The 15,587-nt window shown below is 74.6% G+C and carries 10 protein-coding genes; 5 read left to right on the top strand and 5 right to left on the bottom strand.

Annotated elements, in window-relative coordinates; genetic code table 11:
• The first annotated feature begins 90 nt into the window (after nucleotides 1–90).
• Nucleotides 91–1,062 (top strand): WD40/YVTN/BNR-like repeat-containing protein, encoded by a 972-nt coding sequence (locus K7C98_RS23455; protein ID WP_224193969.1) that lies wholly within the window; start codon nucleotides 91–93, stop codon nucleotides 1,060–1,062.
• 209 nt (nucleotides 1,063–1,271) lie between these two features.
• On the opposite strand, the gene K7C98_RS23450 is transcribed toward K7C98_RS23455, so the two are convergent.
• Entirely contained in the window at nucleotides 1,272–1,634 is a 363-nt protein-coding gene (locus tag K7C98_RS23450) for a hypothetical protein (protein ID WP_224193968.1), read from the bottom strand.
• Nucleotides 1,635–1,732: 98 nt separating this feature from the next.
• On the opposite strand from K7C98_RS23450, the gene K7C98_RS23445 reads away from it, so the two are divergent.
• Nucleotides 1,733–3,430: an amidohydrolase gene (locus K7C98_RS23445; protein ID WP_224193967.1), complete on the top strand. Its 1,698-nt coding sequence runs from the start codon at nucleotides 1,733–1,735 to the stop codon at nucleotides 3,428–3,430.
• Nucleotides 3,431–3,775: 345 nt separating this feature from the next.
• On the opposite strand, the gene K7C98_RS23440 is transcribed toward K7C98_RS23445, so the two are convergent.
• Genes K7C98_RS23440 through K7C98_RS23430 form a run of 3 tightly spaced genes read right to left on the bottom strand, consistent with a single transcriptional unit; the run spans nucleotide 3,776 to nucleotide 9,391 of the window.
• Entirely contained in the window at nucleotides 3,776–8,155 is a 4,380-nt protein-coding gene (locus K7C98_RS23440) for a protein kinase domain-containing protein (RefSeq protein WP_224193966.1), read from the bottom strand.
• A 46-nt stretch (nucleotides 8,156–8,201) separates the two neighbouring features.
• Nucleotides 8,202–8,588: a TIGR02266 family protein gene (locus tag K7C98_RS23435; protein WP_224193965.1), complete on the bottom strand. Its 387-nt coding sequence runs from the start codon at nucleotides 8,586–8,588 to the stop codon at nucleotides 8,202–8,204.
• A gap of 44 nt (nucleotides 8,589–8,632) precedes the next feature.
• Nucleotides 8,633–9,391: a Stp1/IreP family PP2C-type Ser/Thr phosphatase gene (locus tag K7C98_RS23430; RefSeq protein WP_224193964.1), complete on the bottom strand. Its 759-nt coding sequence runs from the start codon at nucleotides 9,389–9,391 to the stop codon at nucleotides 8,633–8,635.
• A gap of 137 nt (nucleotides 9,392–9,528) precedes the next feature.
• Between K7C98_RS23430 and K7C98_RS23425 the strand changes: the two genes are divergently transcribed.
• The gene (locus K7C98_RS23425; protein WP_224193963.1) at nucleotides 9,529–10,848 is read left to right on the top strand and encodes a CinA family nicotinamide mononucleotide deamidase-related protein; all 1,320 of its coding nucleotides are present in this window, start codon (nucleotides 9,529–9,531) and stop codon (nucleotides 10,846–10,848) included.
• Between the two features lie 66 nt (nucleotides 10,849–10,914).
• Here K7C98_RS23425 and K7C98_RS23420 read toward each other — a convergent pair whose 3' ends face one another.
• Nucleotides 10,915–12,708 carry a bifunctional metallophosphatase/5'-nucleotidase gene (locus tag K7C98_RS23420; RefSeq protein WP_224193962.1) on the bottom strand — a complete coding sequence of 598 codons (1,794 nt, stop codon included), beginning with the start codon at nucleotides 12,706–12,708 and terminating at the stop codon, nucleotides 10,915–10,917.
• Nucleotides 12,709–12,784: 76 nt separating this feature from the next.
• On the opposite strand from K7C98_RS23420, the gene K7C98_RS23415 reads away from it, so the two are divergent.
• A complete protein-coding gene (locus K7C98_RS23415) occupies nucleotides 12,785–13,933 on the top strand; it encodes a hypothetical protein (protein ID WP_224193961.1) in 1,149 nt (382 codons plus the stop codon).
• Between the two features lie 174 nt (nucleotides 13,934–14,107).
• Complete coding sequence (gene recA, locus K7C98_RS23410) at nucleotides 14,108–15,334, top strand: recombinase RecA (protein WP_224193960.1); 1,227 nt, start codon at nucleotides 14,108–14,110, stop codon at nucleotides 15,332–15,334.
• The last annotated feature ends 253 nt before the right edge of the window (nucleotides 15,335–15,587 follow it).

Here is a 15,587-nt window from a genome sequence, read left to right as displayed (position 1 = left end):
GGTTGGGGTCCGGGCGGGACACCTGCGGGGCCCGGCGAAGCCGGGCATTCGTGCTTGTGAGGCCCCGGGCGGGCGGTTAGCGTCGCGAGCATGAAGCTCGGATCGCTCACTCCACTCCTCATCACGATGATGATGCCCGCCGTCGCCTGCAAGGAAGGCGACGACAAGACCACCTCGACGTCCGACGGCTCGGGCGGCGCGTGGGCGGTCGGCGAGGACGCGACGATGGTCCGCCTGAACCCTGAGGGCGACGTGTGGCTGTACCCGCTCGAGATCGAGGGCGACCTGCGGGCCATCGCCTGCAAGGGGAAGGCGATGGCGGTGGCGGTCGGCGACGACGGCGTGGTGCTGCGCACCGAGGACGCCGGCGGGCGCTGGCGGCAGCTCGACGTCGGCACGCGGGCTTCGCTGCGCGCGGTGGCCCTGTCCGGAGGGACAGCCGGGTTCGTGGTCGGCGACGGCATCGTCCTGCGCTCCGACGACGAGGCCCGCAGCTTCACGCCGGTGCCCGACGTCGAGGGCGAATTCACGGCGGTGACGACGACGGCGAAGGGCGCGCTGGCGTGGATGACGACGGCGAGCGGGCAGATCTGGCAGCTCGACGGCGAGGCGATGACGCCGGTGTTCACCGGCTCGGAGGGGCCGCTGACCGGCATCGGGGTCACGCCGGAGGGCGCGCACCTGGTGGCCGTCGGGGCCGGGGGTCTCGTGCTCCGCTCCGACGACGCCGGCGAGACGTGGAGCAGCGTGCCGACGCCGACCAGCCGCGACCTGCACGCGGTGCGGATCTCCCTCAAGGCCGACCTCGTGGTCGCCGTCGGCGCGGCGGGCACGGTGCTCCGCCTCGACGACGAGCTCGGCACCAGCGTCGAGGAGCTGCTCGAGCCGGGCCTGGCGCTGCGAGGGCTGCACCTGGCGTTCGACGGTCACGGCCACGTGGTCGGCGACCACGGCGTGGCCCTCCAGTCGCACGACGCCGGCCTCCACTGGGAGGCGCTCGAGCTCGGCCTCGAGGATGCCCTGTACGGGCTCGACGACCTGCACGGCGAGCCGCACCTGTGAGCGAAGCGCTCGAGGCGCGGCTTCGATCGCCGCGCGCGTGTCGCGTGCACCGGCAGGCGTGCGGCAGTCCGCGGGCGCGAGGGCGACGGCATTCCGCTGGCCCGAGGGACATGTTCATCGCGACATGTGAGTCGCGCTCGCCGGCTCGCCCTCGACTGGCGCGAGGGACATGACCCTCGCGCCAGGGAGCGAGCGCGGCGCCGCATGCTTCAGCGCTTGTCGGGTTCGACCCTGGTGAAGTCGGGCTCGTCGCCGGACTCGGCGCGCGTCTGCTCGCGGGTCTCCTCGCCGCCGCCGCTGCCGGTGACGCCGCGGGCGGAGCCCTGGGTGAGCTGGGCCCGGTACTCGTGGAAGGAGGTGCGGGCGCGCTCGATGGCGTCGCGGATCGAGTCGAGGGTCGCGTCGGTGGCGGTGCGGATCTGCTGCTCGAGCTTCTCGAGCCGGGGCTCCAGCTGCTGCTCCCAGCGGTCGCGGGCCTCCTTGCCGGCGAGGTTGAGCCGGACGCGGATCTCGTCGCGCAGCGTCCGTAGCTCCTGCATGCTGTTTTCCAGAGTATTTCTCAGGGAGGTCATCGCGGTCTCCTTGCGCCGGTGGTTCGGCGCGGCCGCGGTGGTTATGCTGCGCCTCGCATGCGGCGCAACCGGACTGAACCACATCCACGGAGGGCGACGTGCGCGCGCCCGGGCTGAGCCGCCGGAGCTGGCTCGCGGGCGCGTCGGCGCTGATCGCGTGCCGGGCGGGCGGGGACAAGCGGGCGAGCACCTGTCCTCAGGGGCAGGAGAGCTCGCTGCTGGTGATCCGCGGCGGGACGATCGTCACCGGCGACCCGGCCGAGCCGATCACGCGCGCGCTGGCGCTGGCGGGCGGGCGAGTGGTCGCCCGCGGGGCCGCGGCGGAGTCGCTGGTCCGTGACTGTCCGCGGGGACAGGTGATCGAGCTGGCGGGCGGCAGCGCGGCGCCGGGGCTGACCGACGCGCACGCGCACCTGGCCGGGCTCGGGGCGGCGCTGGTCGAGGTCGATCTCCGCGGGGCGCGTTCGGTGGCCGAGGTCGTCGAGCGGGTGCAGCGAGGCGCGCCGCCGGAGGGGTGGATCGTCGGTCGCGGCTGGGACCAGAACCTGTGGCCCGGGGCGGCGATGCCGAGCCACGACGCGCTGACGGCGGCGTTCCCGGAGCGCCCGGTGTGGCTGCGCCGGGTCGACGGCCACGCCGGCTGGGCCAACGCGGCGGCGCTGCGGGCGGCCAACATCACGGCCGCGACGGCGGTGCCGACCGGCGGGGAGATCGTGACGCGCGACGGGCCGTCGGGGCGCGAGCCGACCGGGGTGCTGATCGACGCGGCGATGGAGCTGGTCCCGGTGCCTCCGCCGCCGAAGTCCGAGCTGCGGCGGCGGATCTTGCTCGCGCAGGACCACGCGCTCGCGCGCGGGCTGGTCGGCGTCCACGAGATGGGCGTCGGCCCGCTCGTCGACGCGACGCTGCGCGAGCTGGCGGCCGAGGGTCTGCTCAAGCTGCGGATGGTCGGCTACTGCGACGAGTCGTGGTTGAAGCGCAGGGGAGATGGTCTTCCGGACATGGCTGAAAGGCCATCTCCGGACGACCGCTACGCGCTGCAGGGGGTCAAGATCTACGTCGACGGGGCGCTCGGCAGCCGCGGCGCGGCGCTGCTGCAAGCGTACAGCGACCGGCCCGGGCACACGGGGATGTTCCAGCACGCGCCGGGGGAGCTCGCCGCGATCGTGACGCAGGCGCTGGCGCACGGCTACCAGGTGGCGGCCCACGCGATCGGCGACGCGGCGATCCGCGCGGTGCTGGACGCGCTGGCCGCGGCGCGACCGCCCGGCGACGCGCGCCCGCGGGTCGAGCACGCGCAGATCGTCGACCTGGCCGACATCCCGCGCTTCGCCCGGCTCGGCGCGATCGCCAGCATGCAGCCGACGCACGCGACCAGCGACATGCCGTGGGCCGAGCAGCGGATCGGCCCGGCCCGCCTGGCGGGGGCGTACGCGTGGCGCCGCTTCCTCGACGCCGGCGTCCACCTGGCGTTCGGCTCCGACTTCCCGGTCGAGGAGGTCGAGCCGACGTTCGGGCTGTATTCGGCGATCACCCGCCAGGACGCGCGCGGCAACCCGCCCGGCGGCTGGCTGCCCGACCAGCGGCTGACGCTCGAGGAGGCGATCGCGGCGTTCACCCGCGGAGCCGCGTACGCGGCCCGCCGCGAGGCGTGGGCCGGGACGCTGGCCGGGGGGATGCTGGCCGACGTCACCTGCTTCGCCGGCGATCTCACGACGATGCCGCCGCTCGAGCTGCGCACGGCGAAGGTGCTGGCGACGGTGATCGGCGGGCAGGTGGTGGCCGGGACGAGGTAGCGGCGAGCCGCCGATCGGCGGGCAGGACAGAGGCGGCGGACGCGGACAGAGGCGAGACCATGCTGCACGACGGGCGGCGAAGCGGTTCGCCGCTCGGCGCCTGACGAATGAGATGTCCGGAGGGGCAGGCGGCGCGCGTGAGTGGCCAGCGGCGGGACTGCTGGCGCCAGCTCGCGCCGCTCGGTGCCCGGCGAATGCGATGTCGAAGGGCAGGATCGCTGCTCGCCTCGGCGCCGAGGGAGCGGAGCGGCGCCGAGGCGCGGAGTCATCATGACTGAGAGGACATGTTCGGCGAGGCATGCCTTGTAGAACATGTCCTCGGGGGCATGCCCATTAAGACAGGGTTCAGTCGCCGAGCATGCGCTGCCAGGCGCGGTCGCCGGCGAGGGGGGCGAAGCGGGGGTCGAAGCGCAGGCGGTCGGCCAGGAGCTCGCGGGCGGGGGCGCGGAGGAGGGCGCGGCCGGCGAATTCGAGGGCGGCCTCGCGGCGGCCGGCGGCGGCCTCGAGGGCGGCGCGCTCGTAGTCGATGTCGAGGTCGGCGCGGCGGGCGGCGGGCAGCAGCTCGGCCAGCGCCGCGGCGGCGGCGAGGTCGACGCGGGCCCGGTCCTCCTGGCGCAGCGCGCTCCAGGCCCGGCCGCGCTCGAACAGCAGCCTGACCTTGAGGACATGTCCCTCGACGTCGTCGGCGGCCGGGCGGAACTCGCCGAGGTCCGACAGCGCGGTGGTCAGCGTGCGCTCGATCAGCGGGTCGCTGTGGTGGCGGACCACGTCGGCCATCGCGTCCCAGAACAGGCGGAAGTAGCCGGGGCCGAAGGCGGCGCGCACCAGCGGGGCGGTCGTCTGCCGGCGCGCGCGCAAGAGGCCGAGCAGGGCCTCGCGTGCCGGTGGGGCGGTCGGCGAGCCGCCGGCGCGCAGGGCCGCGGTCGCCTCGTTCCACCGGCCGAGCTCCGACAGCGCCAGCGCGCGCCAGACCTGCGGGCCGTCCTCGCCGGCGCGCTCGAGCTCGGCCAGCGCGGCCTCGGCCTCGCCCTGGACCAGCAGGCGGGCGGCGTGGGCGAGCGGGGCCTCGTCGGCCGCGGCGGCGCCGGAGCGGGCCCCGCGGAGGGTGATGGCGCGCAGGCGGGCCGAGGTCCACAGGCCGGTCGGCTTGTCGACGCCCGCGGGCATGACGACGAGCTCGTAGCGGCCCGGCGGCGGCATGACGGCGGGCGTGAGCCGCACGCGGCGCTCGTGACGAACGCCGTCGACGACGGCGCTGCAGCTGGCCTGGCCGAGCTCGGGCAAGATCTCGAAGCCGAGGTGCAGGTGGCTCGGGCGGGCCGGGTCGTCGCCTGGCTCCTGGGACAGGATGGTCGGATCGGGGCCGGCGATCTGGCAGGCGTAGCGGCGGGTGAACACGCCGCCGCCGCCGAGGACCTCGACGCGCACGGCCGACAGCAGGGTCGGGCTGCCGAGCGGGCGCACGCCGACGACGAGGCCCGAGCCCCACTCGCCGCGCTCGAGCGCGAGGTCGACGTGGAGGCCGAGCGGGCCCTCCGACCACTCGAACGGCAGGCGGGCGATCGGGCCGCGGCCGGCGAAGGCGTCGACCTGGAGGTGCTCGCCGACGAGGTCCTGGCGCGCGGCGGTCGGGTCGTCGACGGTCCACGGCGAAGGCAGCGGCTGGTCGAAGCGGAGCGCGACGGTCGCGACGTCCTCGACGATCGCGGCCAGCTGGGCCACGCGGTCGCGCGCGTGGGCGGCCTCGGCGCGCGGCAGGTCGCCGCGCCGGGTCAGCTGCCGGGAGACCCGCAGCGCGTCGGCGAACCGGCCGGCCTGCTCGTAGGTGCGGGCGGCGCCGAGCAGGGCGTCGCTGCGATCGCCGAGCAGCTCGAAGCGCTCGGCGGCGGCGAGGTCGTCGCCGGCGGCCTCGTGCAGCTCGGCGGCCCGCATGCGGGCGACCAGGCGCGGCTCGTCGGGCAGCAGGCCGGCGAGGTCGTCGAGCGCGCGAGCTGCCTCGGAGGACAGGTCGAGCGCGGCCAGCTGCTCGGCCCGCCGCCACGCGCGGGCCAGCAGCGGATCGGCGAGCGGGGGCGGCGGCGCGGGCTCGGGCGCGTGCGGCACCTGCAGCACCGGCGTCGGCTCGGCGACGACGCCGAGCAGCCAGGTCTCCTGGGTGTTGAGCGGGCCGGTGGTGCGGGCGATGAGCTCGGCCGTGGGGTCGCCGTCGAGCTCGACCAGCGCGATCGGGTGGAAGCCGGCGAGCATCGCCGTGCCGAAGCTGCCGTCGCCGTGCTGGCGGTGGATCACGCTGAAGCCCGGCAGCGGCTCGTGGTCGTGGGCGCCGAGCATGATGTCGTCGAGGCCGTCGCCGTCGATGTCGCCGACGTGCAGCCGGAACAGGTCGACCGGCTCGTCGCTGCCGGCGCGGCGCGGCGCGGGCAAGAAGCGCACGGTCTCGAGCTCGCTGCCCCTGAGGCGCAGCAGGTAGATGCCGGCCGGCGGACCGGCGGGGTGGTCGGCGGGGAAGGCGATCTTGCTCGGGTAGCCGTCGGTCTTGAGGGCGACGAGGAGGCGCTCGCCGTCGGCGGCGCGGAGGGTGGTGAGGCCGACGACGGCGCCGAGCTTGCGGCGGGCGACCAGCTCGAGCGGGCCGTCCTCGCCGGGGCGGAGCACGCGGAGGTCGAAGGCGCGCCACGGGCCGGCGGCGATCACCAGCTCGTCGGCGCCGTCGCCGTCGAGGTCGGCGGCGACGATCGAGGTGATGTCGGAGTTGGTGGCGTCGGTCTCGGGGTGAGGATGGTCGATGCGCCATGTCCCATCGGACAGTGGCTCGAAGGACAGGAGCACGCGGCCGTAGGGGCCGGTGCCGACGTAGACCTCGCGCGCGCCGTCGCGGTCGAGGTCGGCGACCGCGGCGGCGAGCGGCTCGTCGGCGGCGGTGCTGACCAGCTCGACCAGGCGGTCGGGCCGGGCGGCTGACAGCGAGGCGCGGCGGTGGGCGGCGCTCCAGGTCAGCAGCAGCGGCGGTTCACCTGGCCCGAGAGACAGGGGGCGCACGCGCGGGGCGAACCGGCTCGGCAGGGTGTAGGAGCGGACCACGGGCAGCTTGGGCGTCGGCAGGACGACGTCGAGGCGGCCGGGCGCGGGGCTGTCGCGGTGGAGGTAGAGCTCGCGCGGGAGGGCGCCGGGCGGCGACAGCGGGCCGGCGCCGAGGATGTCGCGGCTCAGCGGGGTGGCCTCGGTCCAGGCGGCGGCCAGCGGCGCGAGGTCGACGAGGGCGGGGTCGTCGGGGTGGCGGTCGCGGGCGGCCAGCAGCGCGGCGAAGTCGCGGCGGGCGAACGCCGCCTCGGCGCAGCGGCCCGACCACGGCCCGCCGGGCGCCTCGCTGCCGAGCAGCGCGCACAGGCGGCCGAGTTGGTCCCAGGCCCACTGCTCGTGGAACAGGCGCACGAAGTCGCCGAGGATCGAGCGCTCGGCGGCGGGGTCGAGGGCGGCCGCGTAGGCGCGGGCGTGGGCGGCGCGGGCGGCCGGGATGTCGCCGAGGGCCCGCATGCGCTCGCCCCAGCCGCGCAGGGCGTCGACGAGGGCGCGGGTGGTGCGGTGCTCGGGGACGGCGACGAAGGCGTCGAGCACGGCGGCGGCGTCGGCCTGCCGGCCGGCGCGCAGGAACTCGTCGATGCTGTCCTCGGCGGCGCGCAGGCGCCCGGCCGCCAGCGCCTCGGCGCGCGCGCGGGCCTCGCGGTCGCGCCACGAGCTGGCCCAAAAGACAGCCACGACCAGGGCCACCAGCGCGGCCGCGCCGGCGCAGGCGAGGGCGACGGTGCGGCGGGGGCGGCCGTGGTCGCGCGCCAGCTCGGCGGCGAGGACGTCGAGGTCGGGCCAGCGCGCGCCCGGCTCGTGGGCCAGGCCGCGGAACACCAGGCGCAGCAGCCAGGCCGGGACCGGGCGCTCGGGTCGCGGCGCCAGCTGGCCGTGAACGACCGCCTGCGCGACCTCCTCGGCGGTCTCGCCGGCGAACGGGCGCTCGCCGTGCAGCGCCTCGTAGAGCGCGACGCACAGGCTGAACTGGTCCGACAGCGCGTCGGCCGGGCGGCCGCGGAACTGCTCCGGCGACATGTACGCCGGCGTCCCGAGCAGGATGCCCGAGGCCGTGCGGGTCGCCTGCGCCCGCGCCAGCGGGACCTCGTCGGTGGCGTCGTCGTCGTCGTCGTCGCCGAAGCGGACCAGGCCGAAGTCGACCACGCGGACCCGCCCGTCGGCGCCGACGAGGATGTTGTCGGGCTTGACGTCGCGGTGGACCAGGTCGGCCGCGTGCGCCGCCGCCAGCCCGCGCGCCGCTTGCACGAACACGGCCACGATCTCTTGCCAGGACCGGCGCAGCTCCGAGAGCCATGTCCGAAGGGTCATGCCGGTCACGAACTCCATGGCGACGAACACCTCGTCGCCGTGGAAGCCGACCTCGTGGATCTGGACCACGTTGGGGTGCGACAGCTTGGCCAGCGCCTGGGCCTCGCGCAGCAGGCGGTCCTGCCAGCGCGGGTTCGGCTCGCCGTCGCCGCGCTTCAGCAGCTTGACCGCGACCTTGCGGTCGAGCTGCGGATCGTAGGCGGCGTAGACCACCCCCATCGAGCCGGCGCCGAGGCGCCGCAGCAACGCGAAGCGGCCGATCCGTCGCGGTTCGACGACCGGCTCGTCGTCCGCGGCCGGGTCGCCGGGACGGTCGTTGGGTGTCCGAAGGGACATACGGGCCAACAGGGCGACAGCGTCCGCCCGGATGGGGGAGCTAGCACTAGGGCTTGATGTCGGTGGCGACGTCGAGGTACGCGATCGCGCGCACGAGCTCGAGCAGGCGGCTGCGCGTCTTCGGGGCGGCGTGATGGAAGCGCACGCCCATGCCCGGCTTGTCGGGCGCGACCTGGCCGGTGGTGTTCCACACGACCTCGCCGGTCAGCTCGAGCCGCTGCGGCGCCGGCCCGCCGGCCGTGTCGGCCCGCGGGGTGAACGCGAGCTGCAGCACGGTGCCGACCGGCAGCGGCTTGTCGGTCGAGATGAAGATGCCCATCGACGAGATGTCGGTGATGTGGGCGTAGAGGAAGGTGTCACCCGAGGTGCAGTCGACCTCGAAGTGGACCGGGAGCCGGGGCTCGGCGCGGCGATTGGCGGGTGAGTCGGTCACGAGGTGTCACGCCGCGAGCGCGGCGGCTCAATGCGTCAGCGTCGTCAGAGATTGCACTGGATCAGCATGGCGGTGATGTTGTCGGTGCCGCCGGCGCGGTTGGCCTGCTCGATCAGCTCGGCGACCGCGTTCTCGAGGGTGCTGGCCTCGCGCACGATCTTGTAGATCGTCTTGTCGTCGACCATGCCCGACAAACCATCGGAGCAGAGGACGAACTGGTCGCCGTCGTTCACCTGGTGCTTGGTGATGTCGACCTGGACCGTGTCGCGCATGCCGAGCGCGCGGGTGATCACGTTCTTGTGCGGGAAGTTGCGCGCCTCTTCCTCGCTCATGTCGGGCCGCGCGTCCTTGTAGTCCTCGAGCAGCGAGTGGTCGCGCGTGAGCTGCTTGATCTCGGCGTTGATCCGGTAGCAGCGCGAGTCGCCGACGTGGGAGATGTAGACGTGGTCGCCGACGAACATGCAGCCGACGATCGTGGTGCCCATGCCGCGCAGGTTGGGGTTCTTCTGCGCGGCGTCGTAGATGCGCGCGTTGGCCAGCCTTATCGCGGCGACCATGCGGTTCTCCGGGTAGGACAGGTTCGGGTCGTAGCGGTACGGCCACGTCGCGTCCATGTCCTTGGAGTGCATGTAGAACTCGCTGATGACGTCGCCCGAGAGCTTGCTGGCGACCTCTCCGCACGCGTGCCCACCCATGCCGTCGGCGACCAAGAACACCTTCTCGTCTTCGATCAGCGAGAAGTAATCCTCGTTGTGGGCGCGCTTCATGCCCACATCGGTCTTGGCAGCGTAACGAAGTCGCACGGTGGGCTTTATCCTAGCGGACCGAGGCGAGCGCGGAAAGACCGACGGACCGGGCGCGCGGAGGGCGCTCCGGGCCCGCGTACGCGAGCCCTCACCGCCGGCCGTCGCAACCCGAGGGGTGCTAGGGTGCCCGGGCGATGCCCACGGCCCAGATCCTCACCATCGGCGACGAATTGCTGTCTGGAGACACGGTCAACACCAACCTGGCCTTTCTCGGCGAACGCCTCCGACAGCTCGGGTTCGAGGTCGTCCGGGCGCTTTCGGTCCGCGACCGCATCCCCGAGATCGTGGCCGCCATCGGCGAGGTCTCGGTCGATCTCTGCCTCGTCTCCGGCGGCCTCGGCCCGACTTCGGACGATCTCACGGCCGAGGCCGTCGCGCTCGCCGCCGGCGTCCCGCTGGTCCGCGACGCCGCCTCCGAGGCCGCCATCGCGGCCATGTTCGCCGCCATGGGCCGGCCGATGCCCGACATCAACCGCAAACAGGCCGATCTGCCGGCCGGCTGCGACGTGCTGCACAACCCGATCGGCACCGCCCCGGGCTTCGCCGTCGCCCTGCCCCGCGGCTCCTACGTCGCCTGCATGCCCGGGGTCCCGCGCGAGATGAAGCGGATGATGACCGAGCAGGTCGAGCCGCGGCTGCGCCGGCGCTTCGCGCTGCCGGACATCCCGCGCCGGATCTACCGCCTGATCGGCCGCGGCGAATCGGCCGTGGCCGTCGAGATCGAGCCGATCCTGGCGGCGGCGCGGGCCCGCTCGCCCGGGCTCGCCGCCGTCTACCTCCACTACCGCGCCGCCACGCCGCAGGTGCTGCTGATCCTCGAGGGCCTGGCCGGCGAGGGCGGGGCGCGGGCCACCGAGGAGGAGCTGCGCAGCTTCGACGCGCCGTTTCAGGCCGCCCTCCGCAGCTCGCTCTACGGCATCGGCGAGGCCGAGCTCGAGGTGCGGGTGCTGGACGCCTGTCGCCTGGCGGGCCTCACCCTGGCCACGGCCGAGTCCTGTACCGGAGGACAGGTCGCGGCCCGCCTCACGGCGATCGCCGGGGCCTCCGACGTGTTCCAGGGCGGCGTCGTCGCCTACGCCAACGCGGTGAAGACGGCGGTGTTGGGGGTCGCGGAAGACACTCTCCAGACGCACGGCGCGGTGTCCGAACCCGTGGCCCGGGCGATGGCCGAGGGGGCGCGGCGGGCGCTCGGCGCCGACGTGGCGGTCGCGATCACCGGGATCGCCGGCCCCGGCGGCGGCACGCCGGAGAAGCCGGTCGGCACCGTCGACTTCGCGGTCGCCGACGCCGAGGGTTGCATGCACAAGCGCGTGCAATTGTGGGGCGACCGGGCCCTCATCCAGCACGTGGCGGGGATCGTGGCCCTCAAGCTGGTGTGGGACCGCCTGGTGGCCCGCGGCCTGGCTCGCGTCGGCGAACTCGACGCCGGCGGAATCAGCGGCGAGCGCCGCTGATTTACCCGCGCGGCTGCAAGCGCAGGCGAGGCAGATCTCGCTGGAGCACATGGTGCTCGCGGGGCGTCAAGGGCAGCGGACCGGCGGGTCGCCGGGCGCGCGCAGCCGCGGGCGCGACGGGTCGTGGAATTCGATCGGCGCGAGCGCGACGGGTCCCATCTCCTCGAGCTCGGCGGCGAGGGCCTCGCGCAGCGGCGGGTCCTCTTCGAGCGTGACGGTCGCGAGGCCGCGCTCCTGCAAGCCGGCGAAGGCCCGGTCGCCGCCGGTGGCGAGGAAGTCGCTGGCGAGCACGACGATCTCGCGATCGGCCGCGAGCGGGACGCCGGCCTTGAAGAGCGTGACGCCGAGGTCGGCGCCGTCGCAGGCGGCGACCGCCTCGAGTCCGCCGAGCGAGAAGAAGGCGCCGCCGCCGAGGCTGCCGGCGATCATCGCCGCGAAGTCGCCGGCCTTGAGGCGCACGCGCGCGAACCGGTTGTCGAACGGGAACGACTCGTACAGCGCGCCGTAGCGCAGCGGCCCGGCCGGGAGGTCGGCTCGCAGGCCGCCGCCGTTGATGATCGCGGCGTCGACGTCGGGCCGGGCCCGCAGCATGAGGTCGACGAACAGGTTGCCGAGCGGGTTCTCGGCCCGGTGCCGGGCGACGAACGCGGCGGCGACCGTCGGCCCGAGCGGGCGCTCGCGCACCGCGTCGGCGGCGGCCAGCGCCGGGGCGACGACCGCGGCGAGCGTGGCGTCGGCCACGAGCGGCGCGCCGGCGTCGTCGCGGGCGTCGCACACGGCCGGCGGATCGTCGGGGTCGGCGCCGGCGCCGGCGCACAACTTACGTGGCGCATGGACCATGTTCGAAACGACATGTCCTGAAGTCTTGTCGATGACGAGGTCGACGCGGCCGAACGCGGCCCCGAGCGCGTACGACTGGACGATGGCGACGCCGCCGACGCGGTGGGCCATGGCCTGGTGGGTGTGGCCGGCGACGATGACGTCGACGGCGCCGGGCGGGAGGGCGCGGGCGACGGCCATGATCTCGTGGTCGGGCTCGCAGCTGGCGAGGTCGTCGGGGTCGGCGAAGGCGGTGCAGCGGCCGCCGGCGTGGGCGGCGACGACGACGACGGCGGCGCCGCGGGCCCGCAGGCTCGCGGCCTCGGCGGCGATCGTGTCGGCCAGCGGGGCGACCTCGAGGTCGGTGATGTTGCCGGCGATGGTGGTGTGCGGGGTGCCCTCGGTGGTGACGCCGACGATGCCGACCTTGACGCCCGCGCGCTCGATCAAGGTCGAGGGGACGCCGATGCCCGCGGGCTCGTCGCTGCCCTTGCGGCGCAGGTTGGCCGCGAGGAACGGGTACGGGGCCTGGCGGATGCGCGCCTGCAGGGCGCCGCGCGGGTCGGCCTCGCCCTCGCCGAAAGGGGTCGCGGCGGTCGCCCGCGGGCCGACCGGGCCGAAGTCGAACTCGTGGTTGCCGACGGCGACGGCGTCGTAGCCGAGCGCGGCGTAGGCGTCGACGACGCTGGCGCCCTCGACGAGGTTCGACTCGAGTGTCCCCTGGAACATGTCCCCGGCGTCGACCAGGACGACGCCGCCGCCTTCGGCCGCGCGCTCGCGCCTCAGCGCCGCGAGGTGGGTCGCCAGCAGCGGGAGCGCGCGCAGGTGGCCGTGGAGGTCGCTGGTGCCGATGATCGTGAGGGTGACGTGCTCGCCGGCCGGCGGCGGCTCCTCGGGCTGCGGGCGACAGGCGCCGACGAGGCCGAGGAGGATGCCGAGGGTCGCGCGGAAGTGGGCTCTCGCGCGGCCGGAGGACGCCGACGTCTCCGGGTCGCGCACGTCGCGGGCGCCAGTCGGGGGGCGGAGCGGGCGGGTCGTCACGGCGTTCACGATAGCCGGTGCGGCGCTGCGCTGCGCGGGCGATCCCTGGCGGCCGAGTTCGGTCCAAGCTGTGGCGATGGGGGAGTGGATGACGCCGGAGCGGGTGCGCGAGATCGTGGCCATGGAGGACCGACCGGTCCTGCGCAACCTCCTCATCACCGACGGGTACCACCGCTTGACCCTGGCGCTGGCGGAGCTGTTCGGGCGCGCCGACTTCGCGTGGCCGATCTTCGCGGTGTGGGCGTCGAAGCAGGCCGGGCGGTTCATCCGCGAGGAGGAGCTCGGGGCCTGCGTGTCGGCGCTGCTGGCGGCGCGCCTGCCCGGGGTGCTCGACGACCTGACGTTGCGGGCGCCGATCCTGCAGACGCAGCGGCGGATCGCCCGGCACGTGATGGGCGGCAACACGGTCGTGTTCGCGGAGCTCGGCGTGGCGTTCGCGGCGTTCTCGCTCGCGTTCGCCGATCCGCCGGGGCGCACGGAGGAGCGGCTGGCCGACGTGGTCGGGCTGTTCAAGGAGGGCCCGAGCCTGCCGGATCGGCTGACGGTGGCCGGCGACGGCGCGCTGGTGCGCGAGCAGCGAGGCGGGCAGACGCTGGTGCGTGAGGCGCTGACCTATTACTTCGCGGCCCTTCACGAGCGCTCGCCGGCGGCGCGCGCCGAGCTGATGCTGCTGGCCAACGGGCTGTGCGGGCTGCACGAGCAGACGCGGCTGCAGCCGTACATCGCCGGGGCGCTCGCGGCGCCGCTGGAGGAGCTCGGGGCGGCGGACGAGCTGTCGCTGGCAGGCCAGGCGCTGGCCGCCGGGGTGCGGCGGGCCGCGACGGAATTGATGATGACGATGGCGCTGCCCTCGGGGCAGGTGCTGCGGCTCGGCTGCGACCTGCCGGCGCCGCCGGGCCAGCCGCTGTGGCCCGACGAGCTGGCGCGGCTCGAGCATCCGCGGCTCGTGCGGCTGGCGCAGCAGCTCGGGGCCTACGAGGCGCGCGAGCGCGGGCTCGGGGTGGTCGACCGGGTCGAGACGTTCGTGCTCGACCGCCTCGACCTGGCGGACCGCATCGCCCAGGGCTCCGGCGCCGACGACTGGGCCCGCCTCGACGACCGCATGCGCTACATCTTCGAGTACTTCCGCTCGCGCCAGCGCGACGCGAGCCTGCTGGTGTCGCCCTTCTCGGGGCCGCAAGCGGAGGAGCTCGCGGCGGGGCGGGTGCCGGCGGGGCCGCTGTGAGCGGCGGGGATCGCCGGCCGAGGCGGGGCCCGCGGGCGCGGTAAAATCGGCGAATTCGCGGCGGGACGGCCGATCCGGGGGACGTCAAGGGCGGAAAGCGCTTGATACGGAACACTTGTTCTCCTATAGATCACGCGCGGGCGCTAGACCGCGCACTGAGGATCCAAAACGCTCATGGCCACCACACCCCCGACCACCCCCGCTCCCTCCCAGCGCGACTCCGCGATCGAGCTGGCCCTGCAGACCATCGAGAAGCAGTTCGGCAAGGGCTCGATCATGCGGCTCAAGGACGGAAAGATGCCCTCGGGCGAGGTCGGCGTGATCTCGACCGGCGCGGTTCCGCTGGACATCGCGCTCGGGATCGGCGGCCTGCCGCGCGGGCGCATCGTCGAGATCTACGGGCCGGAGTCGTCGGGCAAGACCACGCTGACGCTGCACGTGGTGGCCGAGGCGCAGCGCCGCGGGGGCGTGTGCGCCTTCATCGACGCCGAGCACGCGCTCGACGTCAGCTACGCCCGCAAGATCGGGGTGCGCACCGAGGACCTGCTGGTGTCGCAGCCGGACTTCGGCGAGCAGGCGCTCGAGATCTGCGAGACGCTGGTCCGCTCGGGCGCGATCGACGTCATCGTCGTCGACTCGGTCGCGGCGCTGACGCCGAAGGCCGAGCTCGAGGGCGAGATGGGCGACAGCCACGTCGGCCTGCAGGCGCGCCTGATGAGCCAGGCGCTGCGCAAGCTGACCGGCGCGGTGGCCCGCAGCCGCACGATGGTCGTCTTCATCAACCAGCTGCGCATGAAGATCGGCGTGATGTTCGGCAGCCCGGAGACGACCACCGGCGGCAACGCGCTCAAGTTCTACTCGTCGATCCGCCTCGACATCCGCCGGATCGGCGCGATCAAGGAGGGCGAGCAGGTGGTCGGCAACCGCACGCGCGTCAAGGTGGTCAAGAACAAGCTGGCCCCGCCGTTCCGCGAGGTCGAGTTCGACATCACCTACGGCGAGGGCGTCAGCCGCGAGGGCGCGGTGATCGACATGGGCGTCGAGGCGAAGGTGGTCGAGAAGGCCGGCGCGTGGCTCAGCTACCGCGGCGACCGCATCGGCCAGGGCCGCGAGAACGCCAAGAAGTTCCTCAAGGAGAACCCCGACATCTTCCACAGGATCGAGGCCGAGATCCTGGCCAAGCACGGCATCGCGCCGGCGCACCAGGCCTCGGTGCCGGCCGCCCAGCCCCCCGGCGACGCCGACGTGCCGCCGTCGTCCGGCAAGGGCGCGCCGATCAAGATGGTGCCCGCCGGCGACCCGGACGAGGGCAAGGGCCGCGGCCCGCGCGGCAAGGCGCCCGAGCCCGAGCCCGAGCCGAGCAAGGGCAAGGGCGCGCCGGCCAAGGCCGCCAGCAAGTGACGCGGCGGGCTCGCAAGAGCCCGGTGGGATGGAGCGCTCGCGGCCGCCTCGGCGGCCGCGCGTCGCGACGCGGGCGCGATGCGCTGGAGACGTCGCGGTCATCCGGTCCGCGCGTCGCGACGCGGGCGCGATGCGCGGGAGACGTCGCGGTCACCCCGGCCGCGCGTAGCGGCGCGCGATGCTGACAAAGGGGGCATGTCCGATGTGACATGCTCCTTGCGACAAGCTCGAGGGGACATGCCCCGAGGGGCAT

It is taken from the genome of Nannocystis pusilla (assembly GCF_020073745.1).
GTDB classification, from domain to species: Bacteria; Myxococcota_A; Polyangia; order Nannocystales; family Nannocystaceae; genus Nannocystis; species Nannocystis radixulma.
The sequence above is the reverse complement of the archived record's forward strand: the minus strand, read 5'-3'. Positions and strand labels throughout refer to the sequence as shown.